This window comes from Polaromonas sp. P2_G11 (genome assembly GCF_056403595.1).
Genome location: NZ_JBFUFE010000004.1, coordinates 346846 through 361037, shown reverse-complemented (window position 1 = coordinate 361037; position 14192 = coordinate 346846). Strand labels below are relative to the sequence as shown.

Here is a 14192-nt window from a genome sequence, read left to right as displayed (position 1 = left end):
CAAAAAAGGCCGGCGAGCATTCACGCGCTCGCCGGCCTGTACAGCCGAAAACCTTATCGTGCGGGCGCGGGAACGATCACGACCGTATCGCCCGTGGCACCGGTCCTGCCGGTCTTTCCGGTGTCGCCTGTGGCGCCGGTAGCACCGGTTGCGCCCTCATAACCGGTAGAGCCCGTCGCTCCAGTCGCACCGGTAGCGCCGGTCGGGCCTGGAATACCGACGCCAGCGCCCGTGGCCCCCTTGGCGCCGTCAGTGCCGGCGGCACCCGTGGCGCCCGCAGGACCTGCAGGCCCGGGCACGGTGACAACTGCCGCAGGCGGCGCGACAACCGTCCGCTCACAGGCAACAAGGCTCAACGTTGCGACCAGTGTGGATAAAAGGAATGCGTGTTTCATTGTCATAGTGATCCTCTGGGAAAATTCGCACCAAGGTGCGTCAACAGTTCGTTCCTGCCTTGACCGTGAACTGTTTTTTTTACGGATCATGTGCATGAAACCGATACCAGCCACAACGCTTTTGCTGAAGGTCACACATTCGAAAACCGCTAACGGCTACCGTATGCCTGGCCCTCTTGAAAGAATCATTTCTGATGCAGACAACAGGATGAGTGCTCAAGGTACCCATTGGCAAGCGCCCATGCTGTAGGACGGGCCCACGACAGCGTGTCCCGAATCGGCAGCATCGCAAACGCGCGCAAACACGTCCAATAGTGCAAACTTCAACCTGAACTTTCGCCCACACCGCCAAAGCCCTTTCTTCATTCACACCAGACAACAAGGCAAGGACATCCATGACCGCAACTTCTTCAACCAGCCCCGTGGCCGTCGTGACAGGGGGTGCTCGCGGCATTGGCCTTGCCATCGGGAAATGGTTTCTGGCCAACGGGTACCGTGTGGCGCTTCTGGATATCGACAGCGACACGCTGCTCCCAGCCGCTAGCGCCATTCAGGATGCAGGCCGCGTACTGGCGGCGCATTGCGACGTGGCCGACCCGGCGCAGGTGAAATCGGCCATGGAGGAGGTGGACGCCCGCTTTGGCCGTATCGATGCGCTGGTCAATAACGCCGGCATCGCGGTGTTCAAGCCTATCGGTGAGACAACATTTGAAGAATGGCGCCGGGTTTTGGGCGTCAACCTGGATGGCGCGTTTTTGTGCAGCCAGGCTTGCGTGCCCATCATGAAGCGCACGGGCGGTGGCAGCATTGTCAACATCGCGTCGATCTCGGGCTTGCGTGCAAGCACGCTTCGCGTGGCGTACGGCACCAGCAAGGCCGCGCTCATCCAGCTGACCAAGCAGCAGGCGGTTGAGCTGGGCACCCTCGGCATCCGGGCCAACGTGATCGCGCCCGGGCCGGTGGACACGGAAATGGCCAAGCTGGTTCACAGCGTGGCGATCCGCTCGGACTACCACGACGTGATTCCGCTGGGGCGCTACGGCACCGTGGAAGAAATCGCGTCGGCCGTGGGCTTTTTGTGCAGCCCGGCAGCCAGCTATGTCAATGGCCAGGTGCTGGCTGTGGATGGTGGTTTTGAGTCCGCCGGTGTCGGCTTGCCGACGCTGAGAAAAAACCAGACGGCCTGAGTCTTCCACGGGATTCGGGCAACACCCACCGCGCTGGAAAACCCTAGGGCCTACTAACACTATGTTTGCAAGATGCGTTGCGAGTCAAAAAGGCCGTGAGCAAGGCGCAAAACGCAGGCGGGGTGAACCCCGTCAAGGCTTTGCAACGCCGCTCAGGGCCTTTTTGATCGCAACCCGGAGGGAATGGGGTGAAAACATAGTGTTAATAGGCCCTGGTCCCAGCTTTTTCAGCCTTGCTCTATAGAATGATTCGGGTCTCTTCTGGCGTCATTCTGGCGCCACTTTCTTGTCAGGATGCCGCGTGCAACCCATTATTTCCCTTCAGAAACTCAGCAAAACTTACGCTTCGGGCTTTCATGCGCTCAAGTCGGTGGACCTGGATATCCAGCGCGGCGAGATTTTCGCCCTGCTCGGCCCCAACGGCGCAGGCAAGACCACCTTGATCAGCATCGTCTGCGGCATTGTCAATCCCAGCTCGGGCAGCGTGACGGCCGATGGACACGACGTCGTGCGTGACTACCGCGCCGCTCGCGCCAGGATCGGGCTGGTCCCCCAGGAGCTTTCGACCGATGCGTTTGAAACCGTGTGGTCCACCGTGAGCTTCAGCCGGGGCCTGTTCGGCAAGCCGCCGAACCCCGCCTACATCGAGAAAGTACTGCGCGACCTTTCGCTGTGGGACAAGAAGGACAGCAAGATCATGGCGCTCTCCGGCGGCATGAAGCGCCGGGTATTGATTGCCAAGGCGCTGTCGCACGAGCCCACCATCCTGTTCCTCGATGAGCCCAGCGCGGGCGTCGACGTCGAGCTGCGCAAGGGCATGTGGCAAATGGTGCGGGAGCTGCGCGACAGCGGCGTCACCATCATCCTGACCACGCACTATATTGAGGAAGCCGAGGAGATGGCCGACCGCATTGGCGTCATCAATAAGGGCGAGCTGATTCTTGTCGAAGACAAAACGGTGCTGATGCGCAAGCTGGGCAAGAAGCAACTGAGCCTGCAACTGCAAACACCGCTGCAAAGCATTCCGGATGCGCTGGCAGGGCTGCCGCTTGAGTTGACGAAAGAGGGCCACACACTGGTCTACACCTTCGATACACAAACCGAGGAGACGGGTATTGCGGCGTTGCTCAAGCAGCTGGCCGAACTCGGCATTGACTTCAAGGACCTGCATTCAAGCGAGAGTTCGCTCGAAGACATCTTCGTGAGCCTGGTGCATGCCGACCAACCTGGCGCCCAGAAGGAGGCCGCATGAACTGGCACGCCATCCGCGCTATTTACCGCTTTGAAATGGCGCGCACCTTCCGCACGCTGATGCAATCCATCGCCTCGCCGGTGATCTCGACCTCGCTGTACTTCGTGGTGTTCGGGGCGGCCATCGGTTCACGCATGGGAGACATCGACGGCATCCGCTACGGTGCCTTCATCATTCCCGGCCTCGTCATGCTGTCGCTGCTCAACGAGAGCATCTCGAACGCCGCCTTCGGCATCTACATGCCGAAATGGTCGGGGACAATTTACGAGCTGCTGTCGGCGCCGGTGTCATCGATGGAGGTGGTGATGGGCTATGTGGGCGCCGCGGCGAGCAAATCCGTCATGCTGGGGCTACTGATCCTGGCAACGGCGCGCCTCTTCGTGCCTTATGAGATCGCGCACCCTTTCTGGATGCTGTGCTTCCTGCTGCTGACCGCGCTGACCTTCAGCCTGTTCGGTTTCATCATCGGGCTGTGGGCCGACAACTTCCAGAAGCTGCAGATTGTGCCGCTGATGGTGGTGACGCCGCTGACTTTCCTCGGTGGCGCGTTTTATTCGATCAACATGCTGCCGCCGCTGTGGCAGAAGGTCGCCCTGTTCAACCCGGTGGTCTACCTGATCAGCGGATTTCGCTGGAGTTTTTACGGGGTGGCCGATGTCAACGTAGGCATCAGCGTGGCGGCCATCATGGGCTTTCTGGGGCTGTGCCTCGGCGCGGTGTGGTGGATCTTCCGCACGGGCTGGAAACTGAAGGCCTGAGGAAGGGGCAGGCGGCTGGTGGAGAGCGTCCTGCAAATGCTATTGATTTTATAGCTGCCTGCGCTTACCAAATAAGGGCTACGGGCATATTTCCCTAAAATTCCAGGGCCAGGCCCGACGCATGGGCTGGCGGCGCAACTTGAAAGGACAGCGGCCAACCTCATATGTATTCGTTGAAAGTTTCACGCCAGAAAGGCCTCCTCATGCCTGCCGACCTCGCCGCAAGTCCCGCCACCCATCCAGTCCTCCAGGTCAAGCCGCTCGGCTTTCCGTGGGCAACGCTCGACCCGTTCCTCTTTTGCGTGTACCACGACGACGCTTACCCCCGCGCCAATGCGCAGATGGGCCCGGATGCCTCGCTCGCGGGGCGCAACATCGGCCAGGACTTTGCCCGCAAGGACGGCTGGAACATGTACCACGGCAGCACGGTGCCGGGCTTTCCCGCGCACCCGCATCGCGGCTTTGAAACCGTGACCATAGTGCGCAAGGGACTGATCGACCATTCCGACTCCCTGGGCGCGACAGCGCGCTTTGGCCGCGGCGACGTGCAGTGGCTGACGGCCGGCAAGGGCGTGGTCCATTCCGAGATGTTCCCTTTGCTGGACCAGCAAAATCCCAATCCACTGGAGCTGTTCCAGATCTGGCTGAACCTGCCGGCGGCCGGCAAGATGAGCGAGCCGCATTTCACCATGTTCTGGTCGCAGGACATTCCGCGCCTGGACATCAAGGATGCCGAAGGGCGCGGCACCGAAGTGGCCGTGATTGCCGGCCGTATTCAAAATACCCAAACCGCGCCGCTGGCGCCGCCGCCGGATTCGTGGGCCTCGCAGGCCGAGGCCGACGTGGCGATCTGGACGATTCGCATGGTGCCCGGCGCCCGCTGGACGCTGCCCGCCGCAACGGGCGAAGGCACGCGGCGCCAGCTCTATTTTTTCAAGGGGCAGTCGGCGACGCTGGGCGGTCAGGCGGTGAGTGTGGACAGCGCCATCGAGCTGCGGGCCGGCGTGGACGCAGAGATCGTCAACGGCGGCGAGGAAGCCGAATTCCTGATGCTGCAAGGCAAGCCCATTGGTGAGCCGGTGGTCCAGTACGGCCCGTTTGTCATGAACACGCAAGCCGAAATCGCGCAAACCATGGCGGACTACCAGCGCACGCAGTTTGGTGGCTGGTCGTTTGGCGATGACGCGCCGGTGCATGGGCGGGAGCCGGCGCGCTTTGCGCGGCACCCGGGCGGACGCGAAGAGCGGCCGACGGGCGACTGACGGCCGAGCAGCACCTCGCTGCTATATTTTTAATAGCTGCCCGCGCTTGTTCTTAGCTGCTCCGGGGCACTTTTCGCATAACTCCGGCATTACCAGTCAACCTCCCCGCAGTACCCCCAGGCAATATCGGGTTTCGCAAACGCCGCCTGTGGGGTGCGGCAGCAGGCGCCTACACTCCCGCCAACACAAGGAGATGCCATGAGCCAGGAGCCCAACTCCCAGGCGGTCAAAAACGAACTGAATGCGCTGGCGCAGGCGTTCTTTCGCGCCGTCTCGTTTGAGCCGGGCAGCGTGCCGTCGTACGATGACATTCACGCGCTCTTCATCGACGCAGGCCTCCTGATCAAGAACACAGGAACCGCACCCGAGATTTCCAGCGTGCGCGAATTCATCGCGCCGCGGCAGGCTCTGGTGGACAGCGGTGCACTGACGCGCTTCAGGGAATGGGAGCTGTCGGAAACCACACAAATCTTCGGCAACATTGCCCATCGCTACAGCGCTTACGGCAAGGCCGGCACGATGAACGGCGAGGCATTCGAGGCGCGCGGCATGATCTCGACGCAGTTCGTCAAAACGCCTGAAGGCTGGAAGATGAGCGCGATGGCCTGGGACGATGAACGGCCCGGCCTGCACTTGCCTGATTGACCTGCCACTCAGGGAGGCATCAGCCCCGCATTGACCACCACCTCGTCCAGCGCGGCGAAAGTCATGTTGTGGCGATCCGTCAGCGGCCCACCGCCGGGCACTACATGGCCGTCTGCGGTGTAGCCAATGGCCTTGAACTTCCACACGCCGCCAATCAGTTTGAGCTGGCCCACCAGCTCGCCGCTGCTCAGATGAACACTCACCACTTGTTCGTTGAGTTTTTTGAACGTCAGGGGCATCAGCATGAACCTTTCAGGGCGACTGGTCGCCGAGTATTGCACTGACAATAAAAAAGCGCCCGGAGGCGCTTTTTTATTGGCGATGTTGAAGTGAATTACTTCGCCACCACGCGGACCATTTCGAGGCACTTGTTGGAGTAGCCCCATTCGTTGTCGTACCAGGCGACGACCTTGATGAAGGTGCCGTCGAGCGCGATGGACGCATCGGCGTCAAACACGCTGGTGCAGGTCTCGCCGCGGAAGTCGGTGGCAACGACCTTGTCTTCGGTGTAGCCCAGGATGCCCTTGAGTGCGCCTTCGCTTTGCGCTTTCATTTCGGCGCAGATTTCCTTGAGCGTGGCTTCCTTGTTGAGCTCGCAGGTCAGGTCAACCACCGACACGTCGGAGGTGGGCACGCGGAAGGACATGCCGGTCAGCTTCTTGTTGAGCTCGGGGATCACCACGCCCACAGCCTTGGCAGCGCCGGTGCTGGAGGGAATGATGTTTTCCAGGATGCCGCGGCCGCCGCGCCAGTCTTTGTTCGACGGGCCGTCCACGGTTTTCTGCGTGGCAGTGGCCGCGTGCACGGTCGTCATCAGGCCGCGCTTGATGCCCCACTTGTCGTTCAGCACCTTGGCGATAGGCGCCAGGCAGTTGGTGGTGCAGCTGGCGTTGGAAATGATGGCCTCGCCCTTGTAGGTCTTGTCGTTGACGCCGAAAACGAACATCGGGGTGTCGTCTTTCGACGGTGCCGAGAAGATGACCTTCTTCGCGCCGGCGGCCAGGTGCTTCTCACCGGAAGCCTTGTCGAGGAAGAGGCCCGTGGACTCCAGCACCACGGTGGCGCCGATATCGCCCCACTTGAGGTTGGCGGGGTCACGTTCCTGCGTCAGGCGGATCTTCTTGCCGTTGACGATCAGCGTGTTGCCTTCAACGGACACGTCGCCTTCGAAGCGGCCGTGCACCGAGTCGTACTTCAGCATGTAGGCCAGGTACTCAGGCTCGAGCAAATCATTGATGCCGACGATTTCAATGTCGCCAAAGCTTTTGATGGCCGAGCGAAACACGTTGCGGCCGATACGGCCAAAACCATTAATGCCAAGTTTGATAGTCATCTGCTGTTGCTCCTGGAAGTTGAAATCTTGTTGAATTGGGCGGCCGTGTCCGTTATCCGCGTGTTTACTTGCGCAGCACCTTGCGCACGGTGTCGGCCACGTTCTCGGCGGTAAAGCCAAAGTGCTTGAACAGCACTGGCGCGGGCGCCGATTCACCGTAGCTGTCGATGCCCACCACGGCGGCACAGCCGTATTTCCACCAGCCGTCCGTCACGCCCATTTCCACCGCGATGCGGGGGATGCCTTCGGGCAGCACTTCGGATTTGTACGCCGTTTTCTGTTTGTCAAAGGTCGTGGTGCTGGGCATGGAAACCACGCGCACAGCGATCTTGTGAGCGGCGAGCAGCTCTTGCGCCTTGAGCGCGAGTTGCACTTCAGAACCCGTGGCGATGATGACGGCCTGGGCCTTCTTGTTCAGGCCCACTTCGGCGGGCTCGGCCAGCACATAAGCGCCCTTGCTGATTTCACCGAGGTCGTTCTTCGGTGCGTAAGGCAGGTTCTGGCGGCTCAGCAGCAGCGCCGTCGGCTTGTTCTTGTTCTCGAGCGCGACGGCCCAGGCAACAGCCGTTTCAGCCGTGTCGCCCGGACGCCAGACGTCGAGGTTGGGAATCAAACGCAGGCTCGCGGCGTGCTCGATGGACTGGTGCGTCGGGCCGTCTTCACCGAGGCCGATGGAGTCGTGCGTGAAGACGTGGATGACGCGGATCTTCATCAGCGCGGCCATGCGGATGGCGTTGCGGCTGTAGTCGCTGAAGGTCAGGAAGGTGCCGCCGTAGGGAATGAAGCCACCGTGCAGCGCAATGCCGTTCATGATGGCGGCCATGCCGAATTCGCGCACGCCGTAGTTGATGTGGCGGCCACCGGCGCTCACGCCTTCGGCATTGGCCGTCAGCACGACTTCGCCGTTCATGTCAAAGCGCAGGTTGGGCGTGGACTTGGTGTTGGTGAGGTTGGAGCCGGTCAAATCGGCCGAGCCGCCCAGCAACTCTGGCAGGCCGGCGGTGAAGGCTTCGAGTGCGAGCTGCGAAGCCTTGCGCGAGGCCACGGTTTCGGCCTTGGTGTGTGCGCCGATGACAGTGTCGACAGCCAGTTGCGAGAAGCTCTTGGGCAGGTCGCCCTTCATACGGCGGGCCAGCTCGGCGGCCAGTGCGGGGTGCGCGGCCTTGTAGGCAGCGAATTTCGCGTCCCAGGCGGCCTCAAGAGACAGGCCCTTGGCCTTGGCGTCCCAGGCGTCGTAGGTTTCTTTCGGCACTTCAAACGGTGCGTAAGGCCAGTTGAGGGCTTCGCGCGTGAGCTTGATTTCTTCGGCGCCCAGCGGCTCGCCGTGGGCCTTGGCGGTGTTGGCGCGGTTGGGCGAACCTTTGCCGATATGCGTCTTGCAGATGATCAGCGTGGGCTTGTCGTTGGACTTCTTCGCGCCTTCGATGGCCTGCGAGACCAGCTCGGCGTCGTGGCCGTCGATGGGGCCCAGCACGTTCCAGCCGTAGGCGGCAAAACGCACGGCGGTGTTGTCGATGAACCAGGGCGCGACCTGGCCGTCGATGGAGATGCCGTTGTCGTCATACAGCGCGACCAGCTTGTTGAGCTTCCACGCACCGGCGAGCGCGGCCGCTTCGTGGCTGATGCCTTCCATCAGGCAGCCGTCGCCCATGAACACATAGGTGTTGTGGTCGACGACGGTGTGGCCTTCGCGATTGAACTCTTTGGCGAGCAGCTTTTCAGCCAGCGCCATGCCGACCGCATTGGTCAGGCCCTGGCCCAGCGGGCCGGTGGTGGTTTCAACGCCGGGGGTGTAGCCGTATTCGGGGTGGCCGGGGGTTTTGCTGTGGAGCTGGCGGAAATTCTTGAGTTCGCCGATGGGCAGCTTGTAGCCGGTGAGGTGCAGTACGGCATAAATGAGCATGGAGCCGTGGCCGTTGGACAGCACAAACCGGTCGCGGTCGAACCAGTTGGGGTTGTGCGGGCTGTGCTTGAGGTGGCGGCCCCAGAGGGCGACTGCCATGTCGGCCATGCCCATGGGGGCGCCGGGATGTCCGGAATTGGCTTGTTGAACGGCGTCCATTGCGAGTGCGCGTATCGCATTCGCCATCATTTGCGTATTGGCCATGTAGGCAGCTCCGGGAGGGGAAAAGATCAGGGGTAACCCGGTATTTTACCGTTTGGGCCCTCCCCACCGGTTTGGCGGGGGTTTGGACCCGATTTGGCCGGGCGGCACCCCGTCATGCACTAAAGTCAGGGGCATGCAAGGCCTTCACCTGACCGCCGACCTTTACAAATGCCGCTGCGACCCGGCCTGGCTGACCGACGCCACCCGACTGGGCGACTGGTGCGTGCAGGCCGTGCAGGCGGCCGGCCTGCAGGCCGTTAACCAGCTGTTTCACACTTTTCCCGACACCGTGCATGGCCCCGGGGGCATCACGGCGACCGTGCTGCTGGCCGAGTCGCATGTGTGCGTGCACACCTGGCCCGAGCAAAAAGCAGTAACGCTGGACGTCTATGTGTGCAACTTCGGCGGCGACCACTCCGCCAGGGCGCGCGGCCTGATGGACGCGCTGGTGCGGCGCTTTAATCCGGAATGGACCGAGCAGCGGTCGCTGGACCGGGGAGATACGCAGTAGGCCGGCTCACCACTTCTCGCGCACGGTCGTCAAAAAGAGCGCGTTGAGGGTCGGCAGCACGGGCCGAAGATCATCGCGTTCCGGGATCGCCGCATCCAGCCTGGCAAGCTCAACCTCAATAAAGGCATTGACTCGCGGGAAAGGCGCCGACAGGCCCAATTCAGGCGCGCCGCGTTTTTTCTCCAGCATTTCGTCGATGTCGGCGAGCAGGTCCGTCTCACCCTCGATCAGGTGCAGCAGGCTGGCGAATTCGATAGGCGCGGCTGTGCCGTAGCGCTCGAGCCAGCGCACCGCGAGCAGCGGCCGCAGCACATAAAAATACTTCTTGAGCCGCACCATCTCACCCTGCAGGTGTTCGCGGTAGTTGCCCTTGGCCGAACTGCGGTAATGGTGTATGCCCCGCTCGCACGAGTAGACCAGGGGCAACAGCCGCCTCGCCTCTTCGGCAAAGGGACCGTTTTCCATATATTTGATCGGCGACTGAATCCACTCGACAAATCCCGGATTCGACTTCCAGAACAGGCGCAGCGCTTTACGCAGGTCCCAACCGTTGAGGTCGATGTCGTCGACGATGGGGTACTCGATGACGTCACGGCGGTCCTCAAGATCAAGCGAGAGGTAGTCGTCGGCCGGCCGCGCGTAAATAAAGCGCACGTCGAAATCACTGTTCGGCGACGCAAAGCCCCAGGCCCGGCTGCCGGACTCGATCGCCATCAGGATGCGCACACCGTGCTCCCGTTCGGTGGCTGCGAGGCGGCTCATGATTTCAGCGTGGATCTCGGGAGGAATCATCGGCAGGCTTTCGAATTTTGGTTCATCCATTCTGCATGAGCGGCCCCGTTAAACTGCCGTCATGCCCTCTGCACCCATCAAAGCCATGATCATGGCCGCCGGCCGCGGCGAGCGCATGCGCCCGCTGACCAACACCACGCCCAAGCCCCTGCTGCCGGTGCGCGGCAAGCCGCTGATTGACTGGCAGGTTACTGCGCTGGTGCGCGGTGGTTTTACCGGCCTGGTCATCAACACGGCCTGGCTGGGTGAACAGGTTCCGGCCCATTTTTCGGCGCTTTCTTCAAGCCATTTCGGGCTGCAGCCCAATAAGGACGGGCGCAAGCAGCTATCAATTTCATACTCACACGAAGGCGTGGATTTTGGCGGCGCACTGGAAACCGCCGGAGGCATTGCGCGTGCGTTGCCGCTGCTGGGTGACATTTTCTGGGTGCTGGCGGGTGATGTGTTTGTGCCCGGCTTTGAGTTCACCCAGGCCGCCGTTGCCCGGTTTGCCGCCGGCAACACGCTGGCCCACCTCTGGCTGGTGCCCAACCCCGCACACAACCCGAAAGGCGACTTTGGCCTCAGCCCCGACGGCCTGGCGTTGAACCTGCCCAAGGACAACCCGCAGCCCAAATTCACCTACAGCACCATCGGCCTGTACCGGCGCGAGTTGTTCGACAGCCTGCCCTTCGGCAACCCCCAGGGCCTGAAAGCCCCGCTGGCACCGCTTTTGCGTACGGCGATGGACAATCAGGCCGTGAGCGCCGAGCTGTATGAAGGCGCCTGGACCGATGTCGGCACACCGGCGCGGCTGCACGAGCTGAATCAAACCACCACAAACTGAAGCGGAACGCATATGAGCACCACCACGATCTACGAAAAACGCCGCGCTGCCATTGCCCGCGCCCTGAAGGCGGCCGGCGGCGGCATCGCCCTGCTGCCCACCGCGCCCGAATACCCGCGCAACCGCGACAGCGACTTTCCCTACCGCCACGACAGCTATTTTTATTACCTGACCGGCTTCAGCGAACCCGACAGCTGGCTGGTGATTGAGGCCAGCGGCAAGACCACGCTGTTTTGCCGGCCCAAGGACCTGGAGCGTGAGATCTGGGACGGCATTCGCCTGGGCCCCAAGGCCGCGCCCGCCGCGCTGGGTGTGGACGCCGCCTTCAGTGTGGAAGCGCTGGAAGAAAAAATGCCTGGGCTGCTGAGCAACCAGAGCGCCGTGTGGTTTCCATTTGCCACACACAAGGGCCTGGAAACCCAAGTGGACGGCTGGTTGAACAAGGTGCGCGCCCGCGTGCGTTACGGCGCCGAGTGCCCGCAAAGCCAGCACGATTTGTGCAAGCTGCTCGACGAAATGCGGCTGGTCAAAGACAGCCATGAAGTCGCCATCCTCAAGCGCGCCGGCAAGATTTCAGCCGGTGCCCACGTACGCGCCATGCAGACCTCGGCAGCGATGCTGCGCAACGGTGCCAACGGGAAACTGAAGGGCGGCCTGCGTGAATACCACCTCGAAGCTGAACTGCTGCACGAGTTCCGCCGCCATGGTTCGCAGTTTCCGGCTTACGGCAGCATCGTCGCGGCCGGCGCCAACGCCTGCATCCTGCATTACCGCGCCGGCGATACGGAACTCAAACCCGGCCAGCTGTGCCTGATCGACGCCGGCTGCGAACTGGACGGCTACGCCAGCGACATCACCCGCACCTTCCCGGCAGACGGCAAGTTCACGCCGGCCCAGCGCACGCTGTACGACATCGTGCTGGCCGCGCAGGTCGCCGCGGTGAAAGTGACAAAGCCCGGCAAACGCTTTTTAGATCCGCACGATGCTGCGACGCGTGTACTGGTGGAAGGCATGCTGGACACCGGCCTACTCGACAAAAAGAAGCACGGCAAGGTCGACGACGTGCTCGAGTCCGGCGCCTACCGCCAGTTTTACATGCACCGCACGGGCCACTGGATGGGCATGGACGTGCATGACTGCGGCGACTACACCGAGCCCGGCAGCAAGCCGCGCGAGGAAAAAGACGCCCTGGGCCAGACCGTGATGCGCAAGCCCTCACGCATCCTGCGGCCCGGCATGGTGCTGACCATCGAGCCCGGTATTTATGTACGCCCCGGCAAGAACGTGCCCAAGGAGTTCTGGAACATCGGCATCCGGATTGAGGACGATGCGCTGGTGACCGCCAAGGGCTGTGAGCTGATGACGCGGGGTGTGCCGGTGGATGGGGATGAGATTGAGGCGTTGATGAAGGGGTAAGAGCGCTTTGGGAATAGCGTTTCGCTCAGGGGCAATCGCTTGCCTCTATCGCCGAACCTGGTTCCACCAACGTGTTGGTCATCAAGGGATTGATGCTTTTCCAGGCACGCATTTTTTCGGCCGTCAGGTAGACCTTCACACAACTGCCAACGGCAAAATTCTGACTGGTCCGAAAAAAGAGCTGCTCGGTATTGGTCTGGCGTATCAAGAAAAGACACTCTCGCGGTGCCAAGGCCTTGTCGATTGGCTTGAGCAGAGGCTCCATTGCCCTGCCGATGGCCGCTATGCCGGGTGGCTGCTCAACATTGGCCGTGAAGTTATTGGTCAGGGATTGGGTGCAGGGGTCATAGACCTTTTCCACGCGCCCCGTCAGCACCACTGTATCGGCCGCCTGTTTGTTGACCGCACAGGATGCAAGCAGCGTTGCCAGTACACCGCACGACAACAAAGACATGGGCCTTGCCCGGTAAACCACAAAGTCCGGCATGAGTTTCCTTCTGGATTAGCCATTTGCCATGGCGCAACGAGATTATCCGGCCTGCCTACTTAGCCTCAACGGCTGGCCGCACAAGTTCTCCCCGCAAGGGTAGCGCGCCCATCGGCAACTGAAACGTGATACTGACCTTCTGCACCACTCCCTCGTCCGGCCACCCCACACGACGGTAGCCCTGCATCAGGCAGTCGTTCTGCGACGTCTCCCCCGGTTGCAACGGATTGAGCATATTGGTGTACATCGTGCCATCCCGCTGAAGAATGCCCAGGTAGGCGCGCACGCGGGGAATCGGCGCCACCGGGTCAAACCCGTCGGGACGAAAAGCGATTGAAAACTCAGGGGTGTCTGCGGACGCCGTCCGAGGGTCCGCAAAAAACTCTCCCTTCACACGCCGGCCGTCTGCTTGCACCCAGTGCAGGCGCAATTGCGGCGCCGGCTCGCTCGCTGACCACATCAAGTGCAAATCCTCGCCCTGTCTGCAGAACACCGGATGCGTGGTGCCCCGCGTGTCGTACCAGGGCCCGTTGCGTCTGTCATCGACCCGCTCCAGCCGGATGCCGACCGGGGCGGTCAACGACTGCGCGTAAACCTCGCCGGCCCCCGGCACCGTAAAACGCCGGAGAGGGCCGGCCGTATGCGCAAGCGGCGTGGAGCCAGGTGCTTTCTGCCGCTGGGTTGCCAGGCGCCGCGCCGCATCTTCCATCGGAAATTGCGCGGCCATGAATGCGGTGGCGGGAATCGCCAGGATGCCGATGCCCACAATGGCGAGCACCATGCATTCGCTGGTCGTCAAGGCGGGCCGCAAGCCGCGGCCCACCAGCAGATGGCCGCCAAACCATAAAAGCGGCACGGCAGTGAAAAGGGCTACATAAAAAACAGCAAGGGCTTCCATGCCCGATACAGACCGGGCCGGAACCACCACGGCGGCAAAGGTGAGCGGCGCCAACAACGCCGATGCCAGCCTCAACGCGATCCAACTGCCGGTTCTCTGGCTTCTTTTGAAGTAGCGGCGCTCAACAAGGAGCACCAGCGCCATGGTGGCGAGAACGCCCAGCACGGCCAGCGCCCACTGCCGTTGCTCCGCGGCCGGCAAGGCGGCCAGGGTTTCAAACATCTGGTCGAATTCCATCCATACCTCCCACCAGGTCACGCCTGGCTGGCTCTCATGCTAAGCCAAGTTGCCATCCGGTCCAAGGGCCTCCATCCATCTGGCCG

General features: G+C 61.9%; 15 protein-coding genes. 8 read left to right on the top strand and 7 right to left on the bottom strand.

Annotation, left to right across the window (positions count from 1 at the left end; all coding sequences use genetic code 11):
• Positions 1-53 precede the first annotated feature (53 nt).
• The gene (locus tag AC1DWQ_RS15805; RefSeq protein WP_477670492.1) at positions 54-401 is read right to left on the bottom strand and encodes a collagen-like protein; all 348 of its coding nucleotides are present in this window, start codon (positions 399-401) and stop codon (positions 54-56) included.
• Between the two features lie 389 nt (positions 402-790).
• Here AC1DWQ_RS15805 and AC1DWQ_RS15800 point away from each other — a divergent pair, with 389 nt between their 5' ends.
• The 5 genes from AC1DWQ_RS15800 (at position 791) to AC1DWQ_RS15780 (ending at position 5499) form a co-directional block, all read left to right on the top strand.
• Positions 791-1582, top strand: coding sequence for an SDR family NAD(P)-dependent oxidoreductase (locus AC1DWQ_RS15800; protein ID WP_477670491.1), 792 nt, complete (start codon positions 791-793; stop codon positions 1580-1582).
• Positions 1583-1883: 301 nt separating this feature from the next.
• Entirely contained in the window at positions 1884-2834 is a 951-nt protein-coding gene (locus AC1DWQ_RS15795) for an ABC transporter ATP-binding protein (protein WP_477670490.1), read from the top strand.
• Positions 2831-3592 carry an ABC transporter permease gene (locus AC1DWQ_RS15790; RefSeq protein ID WP_457281963.1) on the top strand — a complete coding sequence of 254 codons (762 nt, stop codon included), beginning with the start codon at positions 2831-2833 and terminating at the stop codon, positions 3590-3592. Before AC1DWQ_RS15795 ends, AC1DWQ_RS15790 begins: the two co-directional genes overlap by 4 nt.
• Before the next feature lie 203 nt (positions 3593-3795).
• Positions 3796-4854: a pirin family protein gene (locus AC1DWQ_RS15785; protein WP_477670489.1), complete on the top strand. Its 1059-nt coding sequence runs from the start codon at positions 3796-3798 to the stop codon at positions 4852-4854.
• Positions 4855-5052: 198 nt separating this feature from the next.
• Positions 5053-5499 carry a hypothetical protein gene (locus AC1DWQ_RS15780; RefSeq protein WP_477670488.1) on the top strand — a complete coding sequence of 149 codons (447 nt, stop codon included), beginning with the start codon at positions 5053-5055 and terminating at the stop codon, positions 5497-5499.
• An 8-nt stretch (positions 5500-5507) separates the two neighbouring features.
• On the opposite strand, the gene AC1DWQ_RS15775 is transcribed toward AC1DWQ_RS15780, so the two are convergent.
• The 3 genes from AC1DWQ_RS15775 to tkt all read right to left on the bottom strand — a co-directional run bounded on the left by AC1DWQ_RS15775 (position 5508) and on the right by tkt (position 8939).
• Positions 5508-5738 (bottom strand): hypothetical protein, encoded by a 231-nt coding sequence (locus AC1DWQ_RS15775; RefSeq protein WP_477670487.1) that lies wholly within the window; start codon positions 5736-5738, stop codon positions 5508-5510.
• A gap of 95 nt (positions 5739-5833) precedes the next feature.
• Positions 5834-6832, bottom strand: a complete 999-nt coding sequence (gap, locus tag AC1DWQ_RS15770) for a type I glyceraldehyde-3-phosphate dehydrogenase (RefSeq protein WP_457281959.1) — start codon at positions 6830-6832, stop codon at positions 5834-5836.
• Between the two features lie 64 nt (positions 6833-6896).
• Positions 6897-8939, bottom strand: a complete 2043-nt coding sequence (gene tkt / locus AC1DWQ_RS15765) for a transketolase (protein WP_477670486.1) — start codon at positions 8937-8939, stop codon at positions 6897-6899.
• A gap of 133 nt (positions 8940-9072) precedes the next feature.
• Between tkt and speD the strand changes: the two genes are divergently transcribed.
• Positions 9073-9450, top strand: coding sequence for an adenosylmethionine decarboxylase (speD, locus tag AC1DWQ_RS15760; RefSeq protein ID WP_477651193.1), 378 nt, complete (start codon positions 9073-9075; stop codon positions 9448-9450).
• 6 nt (positions 9451-9456) lie between these two features.
• Here speD and AC1DWQ_RS15755 read toward each other — a convergent pair whose 3' ends face one another.
• Positions 9457-10242 (bottom strand): nucleotidyltransferase domain-containing protein, encoded by a 786-nt coding sequence (locus AC1DWQ_RS15755; protein ID WP_477670485.1) that lies wholly within the window; start codon positions 10240-10242, stop codon positions 9457-9459.
• 61 nt (positions 10243-10303) lie between these two features.
• Between AC1DWQ_RS15755 and AC1DWQ_RS15750 the strand changes: the two genes are divergently transcribed.
• On the top strand, positions 10304-11068 hold the full coding sequence (locus AC1DWQ_RS15750; protein ID WP_477670484.1) for a nucleotidyltransferase family protein: 765 nt from the start codon (positions 10304-10306) through the stop codon (positions 11066-11068).
• Positions 11069-11080: 12 nt separating this feature from the next.
• Positions 11081-12484, top strand: coding sequence for an aminopeptidase P N-terminal domain-containing protein (locus AC1DWQ_RS15745; RefSeq protein ID WP_477670483.1), 1404 nt, complete (start codon positions 11081-11083; stop codon positions 12482-12484).
• Positions 12485-12509: 25 nt separating this feature from the next.
• Here AC1DWQ_RS15745 and AC1DWQ_RS15740 read toward each other — a convergent pair whose 3' ends face one another.
• Positions 12510-12938 carry a hypothetical protein gene (locus tag AC1DWQ_RS15740; protein WP_477670482.1) on the bottom strand — a complete coding sequence of 143 codons (429 nt, stop codon included), beginning with the start codon at positions 12936-12938 and terminating at the stop codon, positions 12510-12512.
• An 88-nt stretch (positions 12939-13026) separates the two neighbouring features.
• Positions 13027-14106, bottom strand: a complete 1080-nt coding sequence (locus tag AC1DWQ_RS15735) for a hypothetical protein (protein WP_477670481.1) — start codon at positions 14104-14106, stop codon at positions 13027-13029.
• Positions 14107-14192: the final 86 nt, after the last annotated feature.

Bases quoted from the DNA above. Each gene is read 5' to 3' on its own strand.
- AC1DWQ_RS15805 (WP_477670492.1), bottom strand. From the start codon at position 401: ATGACAATGAAACACGCATTCCTTTTATCCACACTGGTCGCAACGTTG.
- AC1DWQ_RS15800 (WP_477670491.1), top strand. From the start codon at position 791: ATGACCGCAACTTCTTCAACCAGCCCCGTGGCCGTCGTGACAGGGGGT.
- AC1DWQ_RS15790 (WP_457281963.1), top strand. From the start codon at position 2,831: ATGAACTGGCACGCCATCCGCGCTATTTACCGCTTTGAAATGGCGCGC.
- AC1DWQ_RS15785 (WP_477670489.1), top strand. From the start codon at position 3,796: ATGCCTGCCGACCTCGCCGCAAGTCCCGCCACCCATCCAGTCCTCCAG.
- AC1DWQ_RS15780 (WP_477670488.1), top strand. From the start codon at position 5,053: ATGAGCCAGGAGCCCAACTCCCAGGCGGTCAAAAACGAACTGAATGCG.
- AC1DWQ_RS15775 (WP_477670487.1), bottom strand. From the start codon at position 5,738: ATGCCCCTGACGTTCAAAAAACTCAACGAACAAGTGGTGAGTGTTCAT.
- gap (WP_457281959.1), bottom strand. From the start codon at position 6,832: ATGACTATCAAACTTGGCATTAATGGTTTTGGCCGTATCGGCCGCAAC.
- tkt (WP_477670486.1), bottom strand. From the start codon at position 8,939: ATGGCCAATACGCAAATGATGGCGAATGCGATACGCGCACTCGCAATG.
- speD (WP_477651193.1), top strand. From the start codon at position 9,073: ATGCAAGGCCTTCACCTGACCGCCGACCTTTACAAATGCCGCTGCGAC.
- AC1DWQ_RS15755 (WP_477670485.1), bottom strand. From the start codon at position 10,242: ATGATTCCTCCCGAGATCCACGCTGAAATCATGAGCCGCCTCGCAGCC.
- AC1DWQ_RS15750 (WP_477670484.1), top strand. From the start codon at position 10,304: ATGCCCTCTGCACCCATCAAAGCCATGATCATGGCCGCCGGCCGCGGC.
- AC1DWQ_RS15745 (WP_477670483.1), top strand. From the start codon at position 11,081: ATGAGCACCACCACGATCTACGAAAAACGCCGCGCTGCCATTGCCCGC.
- AC1DWQ_RS15740 (WP_477670482.1), bottom strand. From the start codon at position 12,938: ATGTCTTTGTTGTCGTGCGGTGTACTGGCAACGCTGCTTGCATCCTGT.
- AC1DWQ_RS15735 (WP_477670481.1), bottom strand. From the start codon at position 14,106: ATGGAATTCGACCAGATGTTTGAAACCCTGGCCGCCTTGCCGGCCGCG.